The sequence below is a fragment of the Haloferax sp. DFSO60 genome, assembly GCF_046557615.1.
Lineage (GTDB): Archaea > Halobacteriota > Halobacteria > Halobacteriales > Haloferacaceae > Haloferax.
Genome location: NZ_JBKIII010000001.1, coordinates 106,599 through 124,014, shown reverse-complemented (window position 1 = coordinate 124,014; position 17,416 = coordinate 106,599). Strand labels below are relative to the sequence as shown.

At 60.8% G+C, this 17,416-nt stretch carries 24 protein-coding genes; 12 read left to right on the top strand and 12 right to left on the bottom strand.

Translation table 11 applies throughout. The features are described 5' to 3' along the window. Positions 1 to 35 precede the first annotated feature (35 nt). Positions 36 to 953, top strand: coding sequence for a hypothetical protein (locus ACK509_RS00605; RefSeq protein ID WP_410764514.1), 918 nt, complete (start codon positions 36 to 38; stop codon positions 951 to 953). A 19-nt stretch (positions 954 to 972) separates the two neighbouring features. Here ACK509_RS00605 and ACK509_RS00600 read toward each other — a convergent pair whose 3' ends face one another. The 3 genes from ACK509_RS00600 to ACK509_RS00590 form a co-directional block, all read right to left on the bottom strand. Further along, a complete protein-coding gene (locus ACK509_RS00600; protein ID WP_410764513.1) occupies positions 973 to 1,869 on the bottom strand; it encodes a hypothetical protein in 897 nt (298 codons plus the stop codon). Between the two features lie 47 nt (positions 1,870 to 1,916). Further along, complete coding sequence (locus ACK509_RS00595; RefSeq protein WP_410764512.1) at positions 1,917 to 3,866, bottom strand: hypothetical protein; 1,950 nt, start codon at positions 3,864 to 3,866, stop codon at positions 1,917 to 1,919. 111 nt (positions 3,867 to 3,977) lie between these two features. Beyond that, the gene (locus ACK509_RS00590; protein ID WP_410764511.1) at positions 3,978 to 4,811 is read right to left on the bottom strand and encodes an MBL fold metallo-hydrolase; all 834 of its coding nucleotides are present in this window, start codon (positions 4,809 to 4,811) and stop codon (positions 3,978 to 3,980) included. A gap of 171 nt (positions 4,812 to 4,982) precedes the next feature. On the opposite strand from ACK509_RS00590, the gene ACK509_RS00585 reads away from it, so the two are divergent. Next, complete coding sequence (locus ACK509_RS00585; RefSeq protein WP_410764510.1) at positions 4,983 to 5,105, top strand: hypothetical protein; 123 nt, start codon at positions 4,983 to 4,985, stop codon at positions 5,103 to 5,105. Positions 5,106 to 5,213: 108 nt separating this feature from the next. Further along, positions 5,214 to 5,663: a TIGR00725 family protein gene (locus ACK509_RS00580; RefSeq protein WP_410764509.1), complete on the top strand. Its 450-nt coding sequence runs from the start codon at positions 5,214 to 5,216 to the stop codon at positions 5,661 to 5,663. Here ACK509_RS00580 and ACK509_RS00575 read toward each other — a convergent pair. From ACK509_RS00575 to dph2, 4 genes are all read right to left on the bottom strand, one after another. Continuing rightward, entirely contained in the window at positions 5,660 to 7,234 is a 1,575-nt protein-coding gene (locus tag ACK509_RS00575; RefSeq protein WP_410764508.1) for a hypothetical protein, read from the bottom strand. The two genes, ACK509_RS00580 and ACK509_RS00575, sit on opposite strands and share 4 nt — an antisense overlap. A gap of 64 nt (positions 7,235 to 7,298) precedes the next feature. Next, entirely contained in the window at positions 7,299 to 7,760 is a 462-nt protein-coding gene (locus tag ACK509_RS00570; RefSeq protein ID WP_410764507.1) for a hypothetical protein, read from the bottom strand. Further along, positions 7,748 to 8,329, bottom strand: coding sequence for a hypothetical protein (locus ACK509_RS00565; RefSeq protein ID WP_410764506.1), 582 nt, complete (start codon positions 8,327 to 8,329; stop codon positions 7,748 to 7,750). Before ACK509_RS00565 ends, ACK509_RS00570 begins: the two co-directional genes overlap by 13 nt. A 60-nt stretch (positions 8,330 to 8,389) precedes the next feature. Beyond that, complete coding sequence (dph2, locus tag ACK509_RS00560; protein ID WP_410764505.1) at positions 8,390 to 9,424, bottom strand: diphthamide biosynthesis enzyme Dph2; 1,035 nt, start codon at positions 9,422 to 9,424, stop codon at positions 8,390 to 8,392. Positions 9,425 to 9,647: 223 nt separating this feature from the next. Here dph2 and ACK509_RS00555 point away from each other — a divergent pair, with 223 nt between their 5' ends. From ACK509_RS00555 to ACK509_RS00535, 5 genes are all read left to right on the top strand, one after another. Then, a complete protein-coding gene (locus ACK509_RS00555) occupies positions 9,648 to 9,899 on the top strand; it encodes a hypothetical protein (protein ID WP_410764504.1) in 252 nt (83 codons plus the stop codon). Positions 9,900 to 9,976: 77 nt separating this feature from the next. Further along, a complete protein-coding gene (locus ACK509_RS00550) occupies positions 9,977 to 10,630 on the top strand; it encodes an alpha/beta hydrolase (protein ID WP_410764503.1) in 654 nt (217 codons plus the stop codon). Between the two features lie 46 nt (positions 10,631 to 10,676). After that, the gene (locus ACK509_RS00545) at positions 10,677 to 11,051 is read left to right on the top strand and encodes a YlbF family regulator (protein WP_410764502.1); all 375 of its coding nucleotides are present in this window, start codon (positions 10,677 to 10,679) and stop codon (positions 11,049 to 11,051) included. 53 nt (positions 11,052 to 11,104) lie between these two features. Further along, positions 11,105 to 11,707, top strand: a complete 603-nt coding sequence (locus ACK509_RS00540; RefSeq protein WP_410764501.1) for a MinD/ParA family protein — start codon at positions 11,105 to 11,107, stop codon at positions 11,705 to 11,707. Between the two features lie 21 nt (positions 11,708 to 11,728). Next, on the top strand, positions 11,729 to 12,352 hold the full coding sequence (locus ACK509_RS00535; RefSeq protein ID WP_410764500.1) for an RAD55 family ATPase: 624 nt from the start codon (positions 11,729 to 11,731) through the stop codon (positions 12,350 to 12,352). Between the two features lie 11 nt (positions 12,353 to 12,363). On the opposite strand, the gene ACK509_RS00530 is transcribed toward ACK509_RS00535, so the two are convergent. Together ACK509_RS00530 and ACK509_RS00525 are read right to left on the bottom strand one after the other, a co-directional pair. Then, entirely contained in the window at positions 12,364 to 12,630 is a 267-nt protein-coding gene (locus ACK509_RS00530; RefSeq protein WP_410764499.1) for a hypothetical protein, read from the bottom strand. Positions 12,631 to 12,697: 67 nt separating this feature from the next. Next, the gene (locus ACK509_RS00525) at positions 12,698 to 13,627 is read right to left on the bottom strand and encodes an FKBP-type peptidyl-prolyl cis-trans isomerase (RefSeq protein ID WP_410764498.1); all 930 of its coding nucleotides are present in this window, start codon (positions 13,625 to 13,627) and stop codon (positions 12,698 to 12,700) included. A 152-nt stretch (positions 13,628 to 13,779) separates the two neighbouring features. Between ACK509_RS00525 and ACK509_RS00520 the strand changes: the two genes are divergently transcribed. The 4 genes from ACK509_RS00520 to ACK509_RS00505 are packed head-to-tail and all read left to right on the top strand — an operon-like array spanning position 13,780 to position 16,616. Beyond that, entirely contained in the window at positions 13,780 to 14,223 is a 444-nt protein-coding gene (locus ACK509_RS00520; RefSeq protein ID WP_410764497.1) for a hypothetical protein, read from the top strand. A 1-nt stretch (position 14,224) separates the two neighbouring features. Next, a complete protein-coding gene (locus ACK509_RS00515; protein WP_410764496.1) occupies positions 14,225 to 14,923 on the top strand; it encodes a hypothetical protein in 699 nt (232 codons plus the stop codon). Then, positions 14,920 to 16,317 (top strand): hypothetical protein, encoded by a 1,398-nt coding sequence (locus tag ACK509_RS00510; protein ID WP_410764494.1) that lies wholly within the window; start codon positions 14,920 to 14,922, stop codon positions 16,315 to 16,317. Before ACK509_RS00515 ends, ACK509_RS00510 begins: the two co-directional genes overlap by 4 nt. Further along, on the top strand, positions 16,314 to 16,616 hold the full coding sequence (locus ACK509_RS00505) for a hypothetical protein (protein WP_410764492.1): 303 nt from the start codon (positions 16,314 to 16,316) through the stop codon (positions 16,614 to 16,616). Before ACK509_RS00510 ends, ACK509_RS00505 begins: the two co-directional genes overlap by 4 nt. A 21-nt stretch (positions 16,617 to 16,637) precedes the next feature. Here ACK509_RS00505 and ACK509_RS00500 read toward each other — a convergent pair whose 3' ends face one another. From ACK509_RS00500 to ACK509_RS00490, 3 genes are all read right to left on the bottom strand, one after another. Then, positions 16,638 to 16,835, bottom strand: a complete 198-nt coding sequence (locus tag ACK509_RS00500; protein WP_410764491.1) for a hypothetical protein — start codon at positions 16,833 to 16,835, stop codon at positions 16,638 to 16,640. A 63-nt stretch (positions 16,836 to 16,898) separates the two neighbouring features. Beyond that, a complete protein-coding gene (locus ACK509_RS00495) occupies positions 16,899 to 17,159 on the bottom strand; it encodes a hypothetical protein (protein WP_410764490.1) in 261 nt (86 codons plus the stop codon). Further along, complete coding sequence (locus ACK509_RS00490) at positions 17,156 to 17,416, bottom strand: cytochrome C oxidase subunit IV family protein (RefSeq protein ID WP_410764489.1); 261 nt, start codon at positions 17,414 to 17,416, stop codon at positions 17,156 to 17,158. Before ACK509_RS00490 ends, ACK509_RS00495 begins: the two co-directional genes overlap by 4 nt.

Below are 17,416 nucleotides of genomic sequence, written 5' to 3'. Positions count from 1 at the left end.
CAGAGAGGTAAGTCAGCTTCACTGGTACGACGGATATGCACAGAAGAACCCTCCTGTCGAGTATCGGATTGGGACTGACTGCCACTCTCGCTGGTTGTACGGCGAGTGCGGGGACTGGCGACATCGATGACCCGACTACGACACCGACACCAGAGACGGTCGAGGCCGTTATCGTCGAGTCGGGAAAGCGATTGACGGCAGTCGTCGGCGGGGACGCACTCGAAGGTGACACCACACTGGGCACACACCACGTTCACCTCCAGAACGACGCCGAAACCCCCTGGGTCGTTGGTCTGGACGTGTCGCCGGAACTCGTCCCCGGCCACAGCGAAACGTACGAAATACAGGGTGATGCAGAGGTTGACCTCGTATTCCGGGTTCCTGCCGAGTACGATCTATCGGTAACCGACAGACAGTCTGGAGCCAGTACGAGAGAGACGATTACACCCGAGGATTTCGTCTGTAACCCACGGTGGACAGTGCCACAGTGGGAGACGACGATTACACCAGATGATGGCGGAATTACAGTCACAAAAGGTCCAAACGAGGAGTTCGCGTGTTCGTCTCTCATCACAGAAGAGAGACCATCGCTCGTAACACTTGGCAACGGTTCGCTGCCAGACTCTGAGGGGACGAAACCACACGCCGTGACAGTCGCGAATGTGACAGAATCGACAGCAGAGGTAGCGTTCAACCTCACGACAGAGGAGGGAACGGTGGTCTTTGGTGGCGACTACCGTATCGAGCCGAATGCACGCTTACAGGTGGTGTTGACCGAACCGCACCACGTTATCGCCGAACTCACACGCGAATCCGGTGACGGTGCATCAGTTACGATTGCCGAATCACGATTCGACTGCAACAATTCGACGACGGTGCTTGCGCTCACGGAAGACGGAATTCAGGCGCGAACGCTCTCGACGCTGGTGTTCTGCGGAACGTCGGAAGAATAAGTCTGGAGAGACCGAGCAGTTAGATTTTGAGCGCCGTCTCTAACTCCGGCCCGGCGACGATTTCCTTGACGGCTTCGGCGGCCTCTGTCGCCTCCGCGACGTTCTCCATCAGCACCGTCTCGCTCGGGAAGAGGTGTTCGCCGAGGACGAGACCGAAATCGCGCGCCGTCGAACCGGTCATCGTGAGATAGACACCGAGGCCGGTGTCCGCAATCGACGCTTCCTCTTCCGGTCCCTCTTCGGGGTAGACGAAAGAGACGTCATCGAGACAGCGCGTGCCGAGGACGGCCTCTACGAGGCGTTCGTAGCGTGGGGAGATACAGAGGTCACCCGCGTAGTCGGCGACGAAATCGCGGTCGAGATTCGACTTCGGTGGGAGAATCTCAGGGTCGGCCATCAGCGTGTGATAGACCGTATCGCCGAGACCGGAGACGACCCGGACGTCGGTGTCCATCGGGTCGATTCGGGCGTTGATGTCGGCGATACTTTCGAGTCCCTCTGGTTGGAGTTTGACGACCTCTTCGAGAACGAGGTCTGCGCTGTCGAACCCGAGGCCGAATTCATGGGTTCGAAGCGCGCGAAACGGCTCTTCGCGGCCGACGAGATGAATCGTCACCTCGTCGTATTCGAGTTCGACACTGTCGAAGACGATGCGACGTGGCATCCCCTCACGGTCGTCTCTGAGGAGTGTGTACTCCGGAGCCGCGGGGTCTGAGAGGTCACTGTATTCGGACAGACGCTGGTAGACGTCTGCGTCTGGATGGGTATGGCCCTTCGTGACGGATTTCTCGAACCGGAGTGTCGAGGTGATTTCGTCCGCCACCTCTGCGGCCTCGTCGGTCGTGGCGAACCGTTCGAGAACCGCTTCGAGGGGGCGTCCCTTACGTGGAACAGCGACGCGCACCGTCTCTGTCATCATCGGATGGTCGAACTGGTGCGCTAAACAGGTTGCGTTTCGGGAAGTTACTCGTCGCCCGGTGCGCCGCCCATGCCAGTTCCGAAGGCACCGGCGAGGCGCTCGCGGAAGGTATCGAGTTCTGCAACCGCCTCGTTCAGGTCGTCAACGTCACCTTGGAGGTCTTCGACGTCGGATTCGATTGCCGAGCGTGCCTCGTACACATCACCGTCGAGCGACGCGATGTCCTCGCGGATTTCGCCAATTTCCTCGTGGAGGTTCTCGGCGGTCTGCTGTGCCTCTTCTGCGTTGGAATCGACTGCATCGATGCGGTCGAGGACGTCCGTCACACGAGCGTCGAAGTCGTCGAGTTGCTCGCGGACTGCGTCGATATTCTCGCTGTGTTCCGAAAGTGTTTCTTCGACCGAAGCGATGCCGTCTCCGTGTTCCGAGACCGTCTCTTCGACCGAGTCGAGGCGGGTCGAACCGGCTTGAATGTGGTTCTGTGCTTCTTCGATGCGACCGTCGTGGTCGTCGATTCGTTCGACGAACTCGTCGAACATCTCGTCGTGGTCGTCCAACCGGTCGGCGTGTTCTTCGAAGTCTTCGTCGAGGTCGGTCAAGCGGTACTCGGTGCGGTCGGCGCGCGCGTCTACGTCGGCGAGCGTCTCTTCGACAGATTCGAGACGCGAGGCGGTATCATCGACCGATTCGACAGCATCTTCGACCATGGTGTCGAGCGCGTCGATATCCTCTTGGACGTCGGCGAGTTCGGCGCGGAAGCCCTCGATGAGTTCCTCGCCAGTTCCTTCTTCGTCGATGAACGCAGCGAGTGCATCGGAGTAGGCCGCAAGGTCGCTCACGCGCGACTGAAGGTGACTGATACGGACGTCCGTGGTTCGCTGTTCTTCGGTCGCAACCGCGTCGCGCAGGACTGTTAAATCGTCGTCGGCGACGTTCCCATCACGAATCTCTGCGGCGAGTGCGGCCGCGAGACTTCCTTCGACGACAGGCTGGGAGACAGGAACCGAATCGTCGCTGGATTCGTCCACGTCTGGTTCGGCGGCGACCGGTTCTGTCTCTTCGGCGTCGGATACGTCCGATTCGACTTCTTCATCATCGTCGTCGAGAAGTTCCTGTTCGGCATCGACGTAGTCGTCTTCGATTGGCGATTCTTCGGCTTCTTCCGCGGTTTCGGCTTCCTCATCTTCTTCGGCACTGCCGACGGCAATCGGTTCGTCAGCGTCGGGTGCTTCAATCTCGTCGGCATCTTCTGTATCGATGAGTTCGGCGTCGTCGTCCGCGTCGATGCCGACTGGGACGTCTTCGGTGTCTGCTTCGACGTCGGTGTCGTCTACAACCTCGTCCGTGTCTGCGGCGTCTGCAACATCGTCCGAATCCGTACTCTCGTCGAGGATTTCAGCGCCGTCGGCGTCGTTCGTGTCTTCGTCGTCTTCGACGTCACCGTCAGCGCGGCCAAATGCACTCGCGAGGTCGTCGTCAGAGGGGCCGGACGCGTCTCCGTCGCCACGGTCGAAGTTGTCGGCTTCCTCGTCGCCGCCAATCGGGTCGCGGTTGCCCGCGAGGACGTCGCGGACGAGTTGGCTCCGGTCTTCGCCCAGAATGTCGTCGATATCGTCCGGGTCGAGACCGTCGTCGACGGGGACGCGTTCGAGCGTCGGTTCGGTCAAGAAAGAGTCGGGTGATTCGCCGTCTGTCAGTCGAATACCGTAGACGGTGACGATCTCTTCACCGGGGCCGAGCGTTCGTTCGTACTCGACGCGGTGGTCCTTGTACGCGGTCCAACTCTCGCTCTCGAAGTCGGGATGGAATCCGACGCTCTCCATCGGGAACGACTCGGGGATTCGGTCGATGATTCGAATTCGGGCCTCTTCATCGAGTGTAGAGGCGATTTCGAACTTGATGGCAGGGACCGGGAATTCGTCGGCAGCGTATACTTTCTCTACCGTCACGTCGCCGTCAGAGACGGAGACGACTTCCTCAGACGAATGGCTCATGCGCGCCTTTTCCGTGACAGACATTATAAAACAACCGGGGGAGTCGTACCCACCCCGGCGTCGTCACTCGATTTTTGAATTCTCGATTTTTGGAAAATCGTGTTCGAGTGGTTAAAGGTCTACGCGGTCACCGATTTCCACGATTTCGAGCGATTTCGGCGACTCGAAGCTCTTGGCGTGGTGGTGGAGTACTTTGGGGTCGGAGGTCATGCCCTTCCACATGTCCCAGTGGGAGGGAAGGAGGCGGTCGAGTTCCAGGTCGCTCGCGGCCTCGATAATCTGGTTCTCGTCGTTGTACCACTTCGTGCGAACCGGCTCGCCCGTCTGCTTGTCCGCGATGTTACCAATCGTCCCGAAGGCGAGGGCGCCGAGGTCGATATCGTAGCGGTCGGCGATGTCGGTGAACTCCTCGGCGGGCTTGGTGTCGCCGCCGTGGAAGAACGTTCCCGACTCGTGTTCGAAGACGTAGGAGACCGGATGCGTCGCGTCGGGGTCGTACGCGGGTTCGACGTGGATGGTGAACTCGCCGATTTCGATGGTGTCACCCTCGGTAACTTCCTCGAACTGGTCTTCCGAGAGGTCGTAGTCGTCGAACCACGCTTCGTCGTCGAAGGCGACAGACAGCGAGTCGTCGGGTGCGACGAACGTCGCGCCCGTGTTCTCCAAGATGGGTGCTTGACTCGGTCCGTGAACGTGGTCAGTGTGTTCGTGCGTGGCGAGTACGGCGTCTGCTTCGGTCACGTCTTCGGGGTCGAACGGGACGGGAACCATCCGGACCGTCCGTGGCGGACTCCCGATGCCGACGTACGGGTCGATGAAAATCGTCGTTCCCTCGCTCCCTTTGAGAACGAAGCCATTACAGCCCAGATACCAGATGGCCACGGTCTCGGGGTCGGCATCCTCGACCGCTCGCGGGAGCCAGTCGCTCCAGTCGCTTACTGTCATAACGACGTGTGGACACGGGAAGGGACTAAACGTTGCGCTCTCGGCACATGCCCGTGTCCGTTTGTCCAAAATATAATGTCATTATATGCCACAATAACATTCTGAGAGCTATTGGTAATATAACCTAGTATCCAGCAAAGCTATTTAGTGTCTTACCGCATTCATTGTTCCATGTCAGCACCCCACAAGAAAACAGCGGATTTCTCTTCGATGGCTCAAACGATGCGCGCCTGTGGTGAATGGGCACCTGTTTCGCCGCTCGAAGGCGAACGGTACCCTGCAGACGACTGGTAGCCGACACATCAAGTTGTCAGCGTGGTCCCCTTTTATCCTACTTCGGATGCTGGACCGTGGTATGCCCCTGACGATAGACCAGCCCTCGCAGACGGAGGTCGGTGACAGATGCGCGTGAGTGTTATCGGCGGAAGCGTCGTCCCACAGCCAGTCGAGACACTCGCAGAAGACGTTGGTCGGTTACTCGCCCAGCGCGGCCACACCGTCGTCTGCGGCGGCCTCGGTGGTGTAATGGAAGCCGTCTGCCGCGGCGCGAAAGAAGCCGATGGAACGACCATTGGAATCCTCCCCGGTGAAGACCGAGCGGCCGCGAACGAGTACGTCGATATCACCATCGCCACCGGATTGAACCACGCGCGCAACGCGCTGGTCGTGATGAACGGCGATGCCGTCATCGCTATCGACGGTGCTGGTGGAACGCTCTCAGAAATCGGCTACGCCCAGGTGTTCGACCGTCCAATCTCCGGAATCCGAACACGCGGCATCAGTTCGAGCGACTGGCTCGAAGCGTGTGAAACGCCGGAAGAAGCCGTCGAACACATCGAATCGAACGTTTAGTCGTCGGCGCGCTCGACGCAGTCTCGAAGGAGGTCGTCGATAGCAGTTTCTCGAAGCAGTTCCTCGTCAGACGTTTCGGACCACAGACGACCTGCGGGTGCGAGTTCGAGCGCGTCACGGCCGGTTTCGCGCGCTCTCGTCTGTACGTATCCATGTGCGAACAATCCCTCGACCGCAACGTCGAACCGAGAGCGAAGGTTGCGCGCGAGTTCCGATTCGAACTCGTCACCGGTGTTCGAGTCACGTGCGATAGTGACACAGAATTCCTCGAATGCGGAGCGTTCGTCCTCTTCGCGTGCGCCTGCAACGATACCGTGGTGTTCTGCACGCTCGCGGAGCAGTGCGGCAACCGCCCGACGGGTGCGCTGGCGAGAGCGCGGCGGACTGGTCGAGAGTACGTGGAGAACTGTCGCTTCGAGGTCGCTCAATGGGGCGAGCGAGTGCGCATCGAGCGACTGGACCGTCGTCCCGACTGCCGCACCGTCAGAGTCGAGTTCAGCGAGGCGGTCGGTCGCCGCATCGACTTCCGAAGCGAGTGTTGTCGTCTTCGAGATGACTGCTTCGTGGGCCGTCCCGAGTTTGGCTCGCACCCGCAGATACGATTCGAGGTGTGCTTCGAATCGGTCGAGCGAGGCGAACAGCGAGACAGTCGCATCGTCTTCGAACTTGCCGAAGCGCGCTTCACAGCTCTCACGGAAGCGTTCGACGAGTTCGTGTGGGTCCTCATCGACCTGCGAGAGCAATCCGAGTTCGGCTTCGAGCCAATCGTCGAACGCATCGAGCAGTGCGTAGGGGTCGCGGGTGTTCTCTGGGTCGGGTGTCGGTTGGTCGGGTTCGACGAGCGTCGCGAGTTGGTCGCGTGCGCGCCCGAGATACGCGGTCATCGAGTTCAGGGCCGACCCGTTGCTCGCGGGGGGTCGGCGAGCAGTGCGTCGGTGCGAACTGGTTGACGTTCCGGTCGCCTCGTCGAGTGCGAACTGGAGGTCGTCGAGGGCGATTCGAAGTGGTTCGGCAACAGCATTCGCAACAGGGCCGTCCGCCGTCGCTTCGAACGACGAGAACGTGTCGAGTGTGTCTTCGGCGTCCGCCGCGAGGGTCCGGAGCGTGTCGATAGCCGCGAGGTCACGGTACTCGGTGGCTGGAACGGTCCACAGCGAGATTTCGTCACGCGCGACTGTGCCCTGTTCGACGAGCGCGGTTCGCGCGCCGTAGAACGCCGCGCCGACTTGCGGCGGGGCGGCGGCGAGGTTGACGCTGACAGCGCCATCTTCGGCAGTCTCGCGGAGGAGGGTGGTCGTTGCGGCGTACAGGTCGGCATAAGAGCCGTTGAACGGAAGGCGCGCTTCGTCGGGGTCGCCGATGTGGGTCGAAAGCGCGTCGATGACCTGTTGTGCCGCGTGTGCGTGTACTCGCGGTCGTCCGGGTGTGGACGCCGCTGGGTCGTGTCCCAGCTCGGGGTCGGCAACGTCGCGGACCACGCAAGCCCGGTCAGCCGTCACGCGGCCGTTTTCGAGCGGGGTGACGACCCGCTGGATATCGAGTCCGAGAACAGCTAGGTGGGTCGTCGGCATCTATGTCTCCGGTTCTCCAGAGAAGGCCGTCAATGTTGTGGTGACGTGAGTGGTGAAACCGGTCTCAACGCACGCCTTGTTTTGTTTCGACCACGATTGTTCCGATCCCCGCGAGCGAGAGAAACCACACGAACAGTTGTCCCGCAAGTGGAACGAGCCCGACTATCGTCATCACGGCTGCACCCGCGACGAACGCATGTCTGAGCGGTCGCGTCGGAAGCATTCGAATTCCGAGTGAGACTGCGGCGACCACCGCGCCGACGACGAATGCCGCGTATATGAAGACGACACCAACGCCCGCAAGAGCGTTCGATACCGTACTGAGAAGGCCAAGTACGACACCACACGCGACGAGGAAGACGAATCCGTTTCCTGCTGAGGCGAGCGAATGGTCGTTGAGATAGCTGGCCTGCTGGTCGAGCGTATTGGGAGTGACCGAGACGAGGACGAATCCAGCGACGAAAAAGATAGCAACCACCCGGGCAAGTTGGCCGAAGAGGCTGAGTACGTCGCTCAGGAGGACCACGACCGATAGAGTTCGCGGCTGACGATTCCCAGCCCGATGGTATCGACGATGAACATCACGAGCGCGCCGACGACGGGGATGACAGAGAGGATGGCGGCTGCAAGTGCGCCGATGACCAGTGACAGGCCGAGCGATGGCATCCTATCCGAAACCGGATTAGCGAGAATCGACCCGAGGAGGACGGTGGCGATTGCACCGCCCACGACGCCGAGGATGACCAACGCGAGGCCGAGTGGGATGGCGACGATGATACCGATGACAGTCAGAAACAGCGCGAGAATCAAAAGCGCGCCGCCGATGCCGATGCCCAGTCCCCAGATGAACGACCCGCCGGGGTCGTCACGAATCTTGGCGATGGAGTTTTCGGTATAGCGTGGTGCGACGGCGACGAGAATGCCACCGACGACGAGGTCAACGATGAACGTAATCGCGGCCCGAATCGTGGGCGACAGTTGGGAGGCCGTCTCGACCGACCCCATCGGGACCGATTGTGCGGAAGCGACGCCGACGAATGCGAGGACGGAAGCGAGTCCAAGCCCCGCAATCGTGGCGCTTCGTGAAGGGACCATACATCAGAAGAAAAGTCAGCCCAAATAGAAGTTTTGGCTGATACAGGACGCCCGATCAGGTTACCACGTGCCGTGGAACGTGTCGAATTCGAGCGCGTCAAGAGGTTCTTGGCCGACGGCGATGCGGTACTCTTGCGGTGTGAGCATCGGCTTGTGGAAGCGCGGGCCGTCGTCGGTGGTGATACGCGGACAGCCGGTGTTGACGAACGCGTCCATGTTGAAGTTGCGCAGGCGGTCCGGGGTCACCTCGTCCATCGTGATGAGGTAGGCGTTGTCGTTGTTTTCGAGAATTTCCTCGGCGATTTCCATGCGACCTTGGCCGATTTTGGTGCAGAAGATGACGCCCCACTTCTCGGCGTCCATCGCCTTGTGAACGGATGCATAGCGCTGTTTCATGAACTTGCGCGTGTCGGCGATGGTGACGACGTTGTTCACGGGGTCGGCAATGACGACGTTCTTCTCGGGGTGTTCCATCGCCAGCCCGAGCGGGTGGAACTTGCCGCCGCCGACGTAGAGGACGTCGTCTGCGGGGATGTCGGCAGATGCGTAGTTGCAGCCGAGTACCTGACCCTCGAAGGTGAGACGGTCGTCGCCCTTGCGCGTCTGGACGGTGTAGCCGCGCTCTTCGAGCCACTCACACATCTCTTCGAAGCGGTTCATGTGCTGGGCGGTAGTGACGAGACCAACCTCGTCGCCCTCGATTTCGTCGAGGGACTCTTCCATAATCGGGAAGGGGTCCACGTTGGAAAAGAGCGGGACGTAGATGATTTTGTCCGACTCTTTCATGGGCGAGTGGCCGAAGTGGACGAACACGTCGGTTCGGCGCATGAGGTAGGTGTCGAGGTCGCACGCGCCGTAACACGGCTGACCCGACAGGAGGAAGGTCACGTCGTCGTCACAGAGTTGGCGCAGGTCGTCGGCGACAGCCGGGCCGCGGCGCTTCAGTCCTTCGGGGAACTGGAGACCGACGCGCTTGGCGTCGCGCTCTTCGATGGCTTCGATGATTCGTTCGAGTTCGTAGTCCCACTCACGGTCGTGTTTGAGGGACATCCCAGTGTTTCTGAGGTCCCCGTCGGATAAGGCGTCCTGACTCATTGGAGCCTTGTTGCGGATGGAGAGGTTTAACGACGGCGCTTCCGGGCGAAGGGGCGTCACACGCCCACACACCGGCAAATTTCGAGGGTGTTCGAGTCAACTTCGAGACACCGAAGCGCCTTCGACGAGTGTCGAACAGGTTCGTAATGAAGACAGCGCGCTCGTGCGCGATCTCCCCCGTCCACCGCAGATGATTACTCGTTGGCACACGTACAGTATGCACATGGATACCGATACACATACTGGCGATACAGAACATATCCACGAAGCGACTGAAGAGACCGAACTGACAGAGTGTCCTGCCTGTGGAGAACCCATCAGAGGAGCAGACGACATCCTCCGCGGGAAATCGGTTCCGGAAGTGAAGACGATTCGAAAACGCGGCGTGATGGTCGGGAGAGAACGAAACGACCTCTGGATGTGCAAGAGTTGCGGCGCAGTACTCGGCGTTCGACGCCCGAAGCCGACCGACTGAGCGGGTACTCGTACCCGTCACCCGGTTACGCCGTTGTCACTCGGGTATTGAAGCCCCACGACGCCATAGCGTCGGCCATGACCGAGCTTCCGCTCGAACACGTTCACGTCGAGCCGCAATCTGAAACCGATGGCCCTGCCCCGGCCGTCGTCCTACTCCACGGGCGCGGGTCGAACGAACAGGACCTCTTGCAAATCGCACAGCAGTTCCCCGACACGCTTCACGTCGTCAGTCTCCGCGCTCCCGACACACTCCACGGTGGCTACACGTGGTACGACCTCGACCTCTCCGCAGGTGGGTTGCACGAGAGCCAACCGGACGGCGAACAGTTCGAGCGCTCGCGAAAACTCATCCGAGAGTCCATCGAGGGCGCAATCGAGGCGTACGATATCGACCCCGAGCGAGTCGGGCTTCTCGGGTTCAGCCAAGGAGCGATTACCAGTCTCTCGCTGTTGCTCGACGACCCCGACGACTACGCGTGGGTCGTTGCGCTCCACGGCTATCTCGCCGAGTCGCACGCCGACCTCGAACCCGATGGAGTCGCGGGCAAGCCCGTCTTCATCGCCGCAGGGTCGATGGACCAAATCATCCCCTCGTTCAGAGCAGAGCGCGCCGCAGAGCGACTCTCCGAACTCGGCGTGAACGTGACGTTCAACACCTACGACGCACCGCACGGCGTGAGCCCGGGCGAACTCGCAGACGCCGTCTCGTTCGTCGAAGCGCACGTCTAGTTCGCCGTTCGGCAGGTTGAAATTGCTCGCTTCCTAACTCGCGGGTATGAGCACGCAGACGACGCGGCTCGAAGAACTCGGGCGCGAACTGGGCGAAGTCATCGCCGAACATCCGACGTACAAACAGTACGAGGAAGCGAAAGCCAAGGTCGAAGACCACGAAGAAGCCCAGGAGAAAATCTCCGAGTTCAACCAACTCCGCGAGGAGTTCAACGTCGCTCGCCAACTCGGCGATGCGACACAAGAGGACCTCCAGAAGGTACAGGCCGCACAAGAGGAACTCCACTCGATTCCGGTCATGAAAGAGTACCTTCTCGCGCAAGCCGAGATGGTCGGCGAACTCGAAAAGGTCAACAAGGCAATATCTGAACCGCTCGCCGTCGATTTCGGTGGCGAAGCAGGCGGTTGCTGTAAAGACTAAGCGCGCCCATCTTCTCCTGAGATTCAAGTAGGAAGCCGGAACCAGCCCGTGCTATGTTGGCAATCGCGGGCGGCAAAGGTGGCAGTGGGAAGACGACCACGACTGTCGGAATCGCACAGGCGACAGAAGGAACAATCGTCGCCGTCGATGCCGACCGAGACATGCCCAACCTGCACTCGATGGTGGGCGTCGAACGCGACGAACGGACGTTTCCGCGTGTGAAGTCACATCCCACAGAGCCATCTATCTCAATTCTCCCCGCACCACGTGGGGCCGACGACGAGGCCTTCGAGCGATGGCTTCGGACCATTGCTGAGGACGAGGTGCCCGCCGTCGTCGATTGTCCCGCGGGTGCAGGCCCGGATGCCGCTGTCCCCCTCCGGGTCGCTGACGGCGTCCTCGTTGTCACCCAACTCTGCGCACCGACATTGCGCGACGCCGCAAAGACGGCGGCGATGGCGCGTGCAGTCGGCACCCCTGTCATCGGCGTAGTCGTCTCGCGGTCACGAATCGCACCAGACGCAATCGGCGACCTCATCGGTGCCCCGGTGCTTGGTTCCGTCCCTGAAGGGCAGTCTCCAGTACTCTCAGATGCAAGCGTCAGGGGGGCGTATAAAGAGGTTGTGGCCGAAATTCGCCCAGAAGGGCTAATATGAAAGACATTCATTGAAACCTGTATGAGACGGCTGGCAAGCGGTATCGACGTACTCGACCGGCAACTCGGGGGCGGCATCCCCGCCGGGAGCGTCGTCCTCCTCTCTGCGGACCCTGCCAGTCAATCAGAACTCTTCTTGTACGAACTCACCGCCACACGCGGGACGCTCTGGTTGACGACGCTTCGGTCAGAAATCGCAGTGCAAGACGCTATCGAACGCTTCCCTGGTCCGTCTGGCAGTCCGACCGTCCGCGACGTCGGTGGCGATGCACCGCTAGATTCGGCGCACAAACTCATTCGTGACTTGCCAGAAGGTGCGAATCTCATCATCGACGTGGTCGATATACTCGAACTCGCAGAGACCATGCGCTACCGGAAGTTCCTCAACGAGTTACAGAACCACATGGTCAACACGAAAGGGCTGACCGTACTGCACGGATTGAAAGGCGAGTCAGTTCCGGGCAATCGTGACTTGACAGAACACATGGCCGACATCGTGTTCGACCTTTCGACCTCTACCGAGGGCTCAGAAGTCGAAAATCGGATGGCAGTGCCGAAGTTCCGCGGTGGTCACGCGCTCAAGGACACTATCAAACTGCGCTTGTCCGAACGCGTCACGGTGGACACCAGTCGCGACATCGCATAGTCTGCTTCTTCCTACAGCGCGAACACGCCGAGCGTGACGAGCGAGACAGCGAAAATCAGGAGTTGCCACGCGCGTTCGGAGAGCGCCGCCCCGCGCGTGAAGACGAAGACGAAGTAGGGTGCCAGCGGTGAGAGACGGTAGATGAGCGGGACGTCCGCTCCCACGCCGTACTGAAGTGCAAGCGTCAATCCGACCGTACACGCGGCGGCGACGAGGGCGACTTTGAGGTCGCTCGAACTGCGGAGCGAAAGGTCCGGAGCGTCGTCAGACGAAGCCATAGCTACGTGGCCGTAGTGAAGTAGCAAGAAGCCGCCGATTCGAACGAATGAATCGACGGAATCGAGATTATTCTTCGTCTGCGTCGAGTTCGGCTGCGAGTTCGTCGGCGTCGATGTCGACGTCCTCGATTGCCTCTTCGATGTCTGCGCCTGCTGCGCCGCCCATCATGCCGCCGAGGCCGCCCATGCCGCCCATGCCGCCGTCGATGGTCTCTTGGACGATAACGCGGTCAACGCCCACTCGCTGGATGACGTCCTGTGCAATCTGCTGCTTCGAGAACAGCCACTGCTGGTTCATCGTCATCTGTGGCGTTGCTTCGATGTAGAGCGTCTCCTTCTCGACGGTGACCGTCTCCGTCTCAGGTTCGGCGTCTTCGTCGTCGTCGTCGGATTCGACGACCTGCTCTTCTTCGACTTCGTCGGTTTCGATCCAGACCTCAGGGGCCTGCTGGAGGTACATGCCGAGGAGACCAGCGGCCTGCTCTTCGCGGTCGTCCACGATGTCGAGGACTTCGTATTCGTATTCGAGGTCCTTGCCCGCGAGTGGGTGGTTGAAGTTGACGCGTGCGCGGCCACCGATGATGGTCTCGAGACGGCCCTGGTCGCCGTCGATTTGGACCTGTGCACCGGGGTAGCGGTCGTCTTCGTCGATCTTGTTCGCGCTGACCGTGCGAACGTCGTCCTCGTCGTACTCGCCGAAGGCTTCGGCCGCCGAAATCTCGACGGTGCCTTCGTCGCCGACTTCTGCGCCCTTCAGGGCGTCGTCGACTTCGGGGAAGACGTGGCCTGCGCCGACGATGATGACGCGAGGTTCGAACTCGTAACCATCGACGTCGATTTCGGCTTCTTCAGCCACTTCCTTGCTCGTGGTGTCGACGACGTCGCCGTCGTCAGTGGTGCGCACCGTGTATGCGAGGCGGACGAAGTCTCCGTCCTGAATACCGGACTCAACTTCTTCATCGACCTGTTCGGCCTCCGCCTGCTGTTCGTCGCTCATACACGCTACGTGATTCGTGCGACCCTTAAGAATCACGTTTCGCCGCCGCGATACGTCTCCTCCCATATCGTGCGACTAACCAACACACGAGAACCCCGAGGCGAACATCTAATATCACTGACTATGATTATAGATGGGAGAGGCACGTTCACATGGCACAAGGATTTCTCTACGCTGGATTCGTCGTCGGACTCGTGCTCTTAGCGCTCGTCGTCGCGTTTATCGGGCGTGGGCGTCGCGAATACAAAGTCGCGTTCGTGACGCGAGAAGATGAGTCACTCGGCGACGCGATGCGCCGATGGACGGACAACCCGGCGGTTCTCTCGCTTGTCTTTCTGGCTATCGCGTTCGGATTCGGTGGGGCCGCCGTACTGTTCATCGGCGGGACCGGCATCCCGGCAGAAATGGCGAGCAGTGCGGGTGCGTTCCTCATCGGGGCGACCGTGCTGGCCGTCGTCACCTACCTCTTCTACGGGTCGTACACGACGGCACGGAGTTGGGGGCTAAAACGCTCACAGGCCGTCCTCGTCGGGTCGTGGGTCCTTGGTGCGCTGTTCGTCGTCACCGTCAGCCTCCGACTGCTCGGACTCCTCTGAGATGACGACCAAACACCAGCGATTTGCCTTCGTTCCCCAGCGTTCGACCCTCGGTTGGGTTCTCGTTCTCGCGTGGTTCGAAGTACTCGCAGTCGCGGCCTACCTACTCGCAACGCCAGTTCACGTCGAGAACATTCGCTATATCCTCTATCCGTTCGTCTGGATAAACCTCGGTCTCGCCGCCGTCTTCGTGACCACCCCGCCGACTGCACCGCGACGTGTCAAACTCGTCGCTGGAGCGATTGCAGTCGCCTACTTCCTCCTGCTCGGAAGCCTCGCAGGGATGATTTCGGTGAACTTCGACGCGCTCCTCACTGGGACCACGCACGCCGCCGGACACCACCCACACGGCTGGCAGTTTACCCTCGGTGCGCCCGGCTGGGGACCACGAATCGGCTACGCTGGTGAGTTCTTCTCAGTGATGCTCGTGCCGTACCACGTCGTCGGCTATCTTTCGCTGTCGTATCTGGTCTACGCGGCGGTCCTCGATACAGCGCGCGCGGCAGTTCCGGGTGTTCTCGGACTCGTCTCGTGTGTCGGGTGTGCGTTCCCGCTCGCCGGGGCGTTCACCGCAGGAGCGGCCGGTGGAACCGGCCTCCTGAGTTCGCTTCGCATCCTGTCGGTCGATCTCTCGACGCTCGTGTTCGTCGTCGCCATCGCCGTCCTCGTGTTCCGACCGACTGCAACAGGTGAGCGATGAATCGGGGTCGCTCGAAATCGACGCGTGCTGTGCGCGTTTCCGTCCTCCTCGCAGGCTTTTTCGTACTTCTCGGTGGCGTTGCCGACCCCGTTGCCGCACACGCCGGATCACTCGCAGGGTCGCTCAACTCGGTTCCCGCACCGTTCTGGTTGGTCGTCGTCGCCGGAGGCGGCATCGTCGGCGCGTCCTTTCTCGTCTCGGTGTTCGTCACCGACGACGAGACCCTCGGCGTGTTCGTCCGCCAGGGCGTCCGTATCGCTCTTCCAGTCGATGTCGTCGAGCAAGTCCTTCGAGTGAGTGGCGTTCTCGTCCTCCTCGCCGTCGTTGGCTTCGGCCTGTTCGGCCCCAGCGTCGCGTTCGTCAACCTCGGTGTCCTGCTCGTCTGGGTGTTCTGGTGGGCCGGGTTCACGATGTTTACCTACCTCGTCATCGACGTGTGGCCGCTCGTCAATCCGTGGCGGACGCTCGTGAGCTGGATTCAGCGAACGATTTCGACACCCTCCCGGGCCTATCCCGAATCGCTCGGTGCGTGGCCCAGTGTGTTCGGCCTCCTCGGTCTCGTCTGGCTCGAAGTCGTGAGTCCGCTGGCGTCCGACCCGCGCGCACTCGCCGGTGTCGTCGTCGCCTACTCGATTGTGACGATTGTTGGGGCGACAATCTACGGCACTCTGTGGTTCGACCACGTAGACCCTGTCTCACGGGTTTTTCGTCTGTACGGACTGCTCGCACCGATTCAACGGACAGAGCGTGGGCTCTCAGTGTCGCTTCCCGGGTCGGCGCTGGCGCGATACCGCGAGGTCATGAAACCCGACGACGTGGCCTTCGTCATCGCGCTCTTGTGGGTGACGACGTTCGATGGATTGGTGGCGACGACGGCGTGGCAGGGCGTCCTCGACGCAGTTGCACCCGTTCCTGCATGGGTCGTCGCATTCGTGACCGCCATCGGTGGGTTCGCCGGGTTCTTCGTGGCCTATCGAGCTGCATCGAGATTTGCGCGACAGACCGCCGACACCTACGTCGCGGCGACGTACATCGCTGGCTGGTTCGCACCCGCACTCGTCCCAATCGCCGCCGGATACCACCTCGCGCACTTCGCAGGGTACGTGTTCGGCCTCTCGCCGGTGTTCGTCGCGGTGGCACTGAATCCGCTGTCGCCACCGGCGACCCTCCAAGTGTTCGTACTGCCCTCGTGGCTCGGAACGCTCCAGCTCGTCTTCGTCGTTCTCGGACACCTGTTGTCGGTGTGGATAGCGCACACGCGCTCGTTCGAACTCTTCCCGGGGCGACTGCAACCACTCCGAAGCCAGTATCCCTTCGTCGTCGTCACCGTCGTCTACACGATGACGAGTCTGTGGGTCGTCGCCCAGCCGACTGTGGGAGCTGGTGTGACGTGAGCGAAGAGAGTCTGAACGAACGACTCGAAAGAGAGGTCCTCCCCGAGACGGAGGTTCCAGCAGACGCGACCGACGTTGCACGCTGTCCTTACTGCGACCAGCCGTTTACGACCGCGCGGCTCAGAGACCTCCACGTCGGTGAAGAACACGACGCGACTCCCGAGGAGCAGTCTGCGTACGACGAGGCCGTCGAAGCCGAATCAGAAGACCTCTTCGTCTACCATCTGAAGGTCGCAGGCGCACTCAGTGCGTTGTATGCGGCGTTGTTCCTCCTCGGTATCGTCGGCTTCAGTTTGTGAAAGAGAAGAAAGTTCGCAGGCTCAGTGTTCTGCGCTCTTTGGGCCGCCGGGGAGGCGCATGATAGTCACCGTGAGGATAGCGACGCCGACGAGGGTAACTGCGCCCCCGACGATGACGAATAACTCGGACGCGCCGATTGCTTCGGACCCGAGCAGGATGCCAAGCCCGCCGATGACTGCGAGGAACGAGAGGCTGAGGACGAGTGAGTCTGCATTCATGACTTCTGTTACCACTGCACACGACAAGAAGGTATGGACGCCCAAGGTGTCGAAAATTGGATTTTAGGTGTGTTCTTCGCTGGCCATCGCAGATTCGGTTGGTATCGTCTCCTCGCCAGTCACCGCCGCGGCGACGACGAGTGCGAAGACGACGAGTGCGATGACCAGACCGGGACCGACGACGAGCGGTTTCGTGAGTGGGCCCGCGACAACTTTCGTCATCATCAGCGTCACGCCGACGCCGATTGGAACCGAGAACAACAGCGCGTAGCCGACCGCGACGGCTACCGACGTACCCTTGTCGGTCTCCTGGGCGGGCGTCATAGGAGCGAGTAGGACGCCGCAATCGTGAGCGCGAGCGCACCTGTGAGGCCGATTCCAATCAGGTACGTGAGCGAACGAGGCTCCCAGCGCAAGTGTTGGAAGTAGGCTGCGACGAGGATGGCTTTCGCCGCCGAAAGGGCGATGATGATGCCAAAGGCCATCCAGTAATCGAGCCCTGCGAACTCGACCAGCACCTGTACCGTCGCCGAGACGAACAATACCACGTAAATCGCCGTATAGAATTTTGTATTTACCAT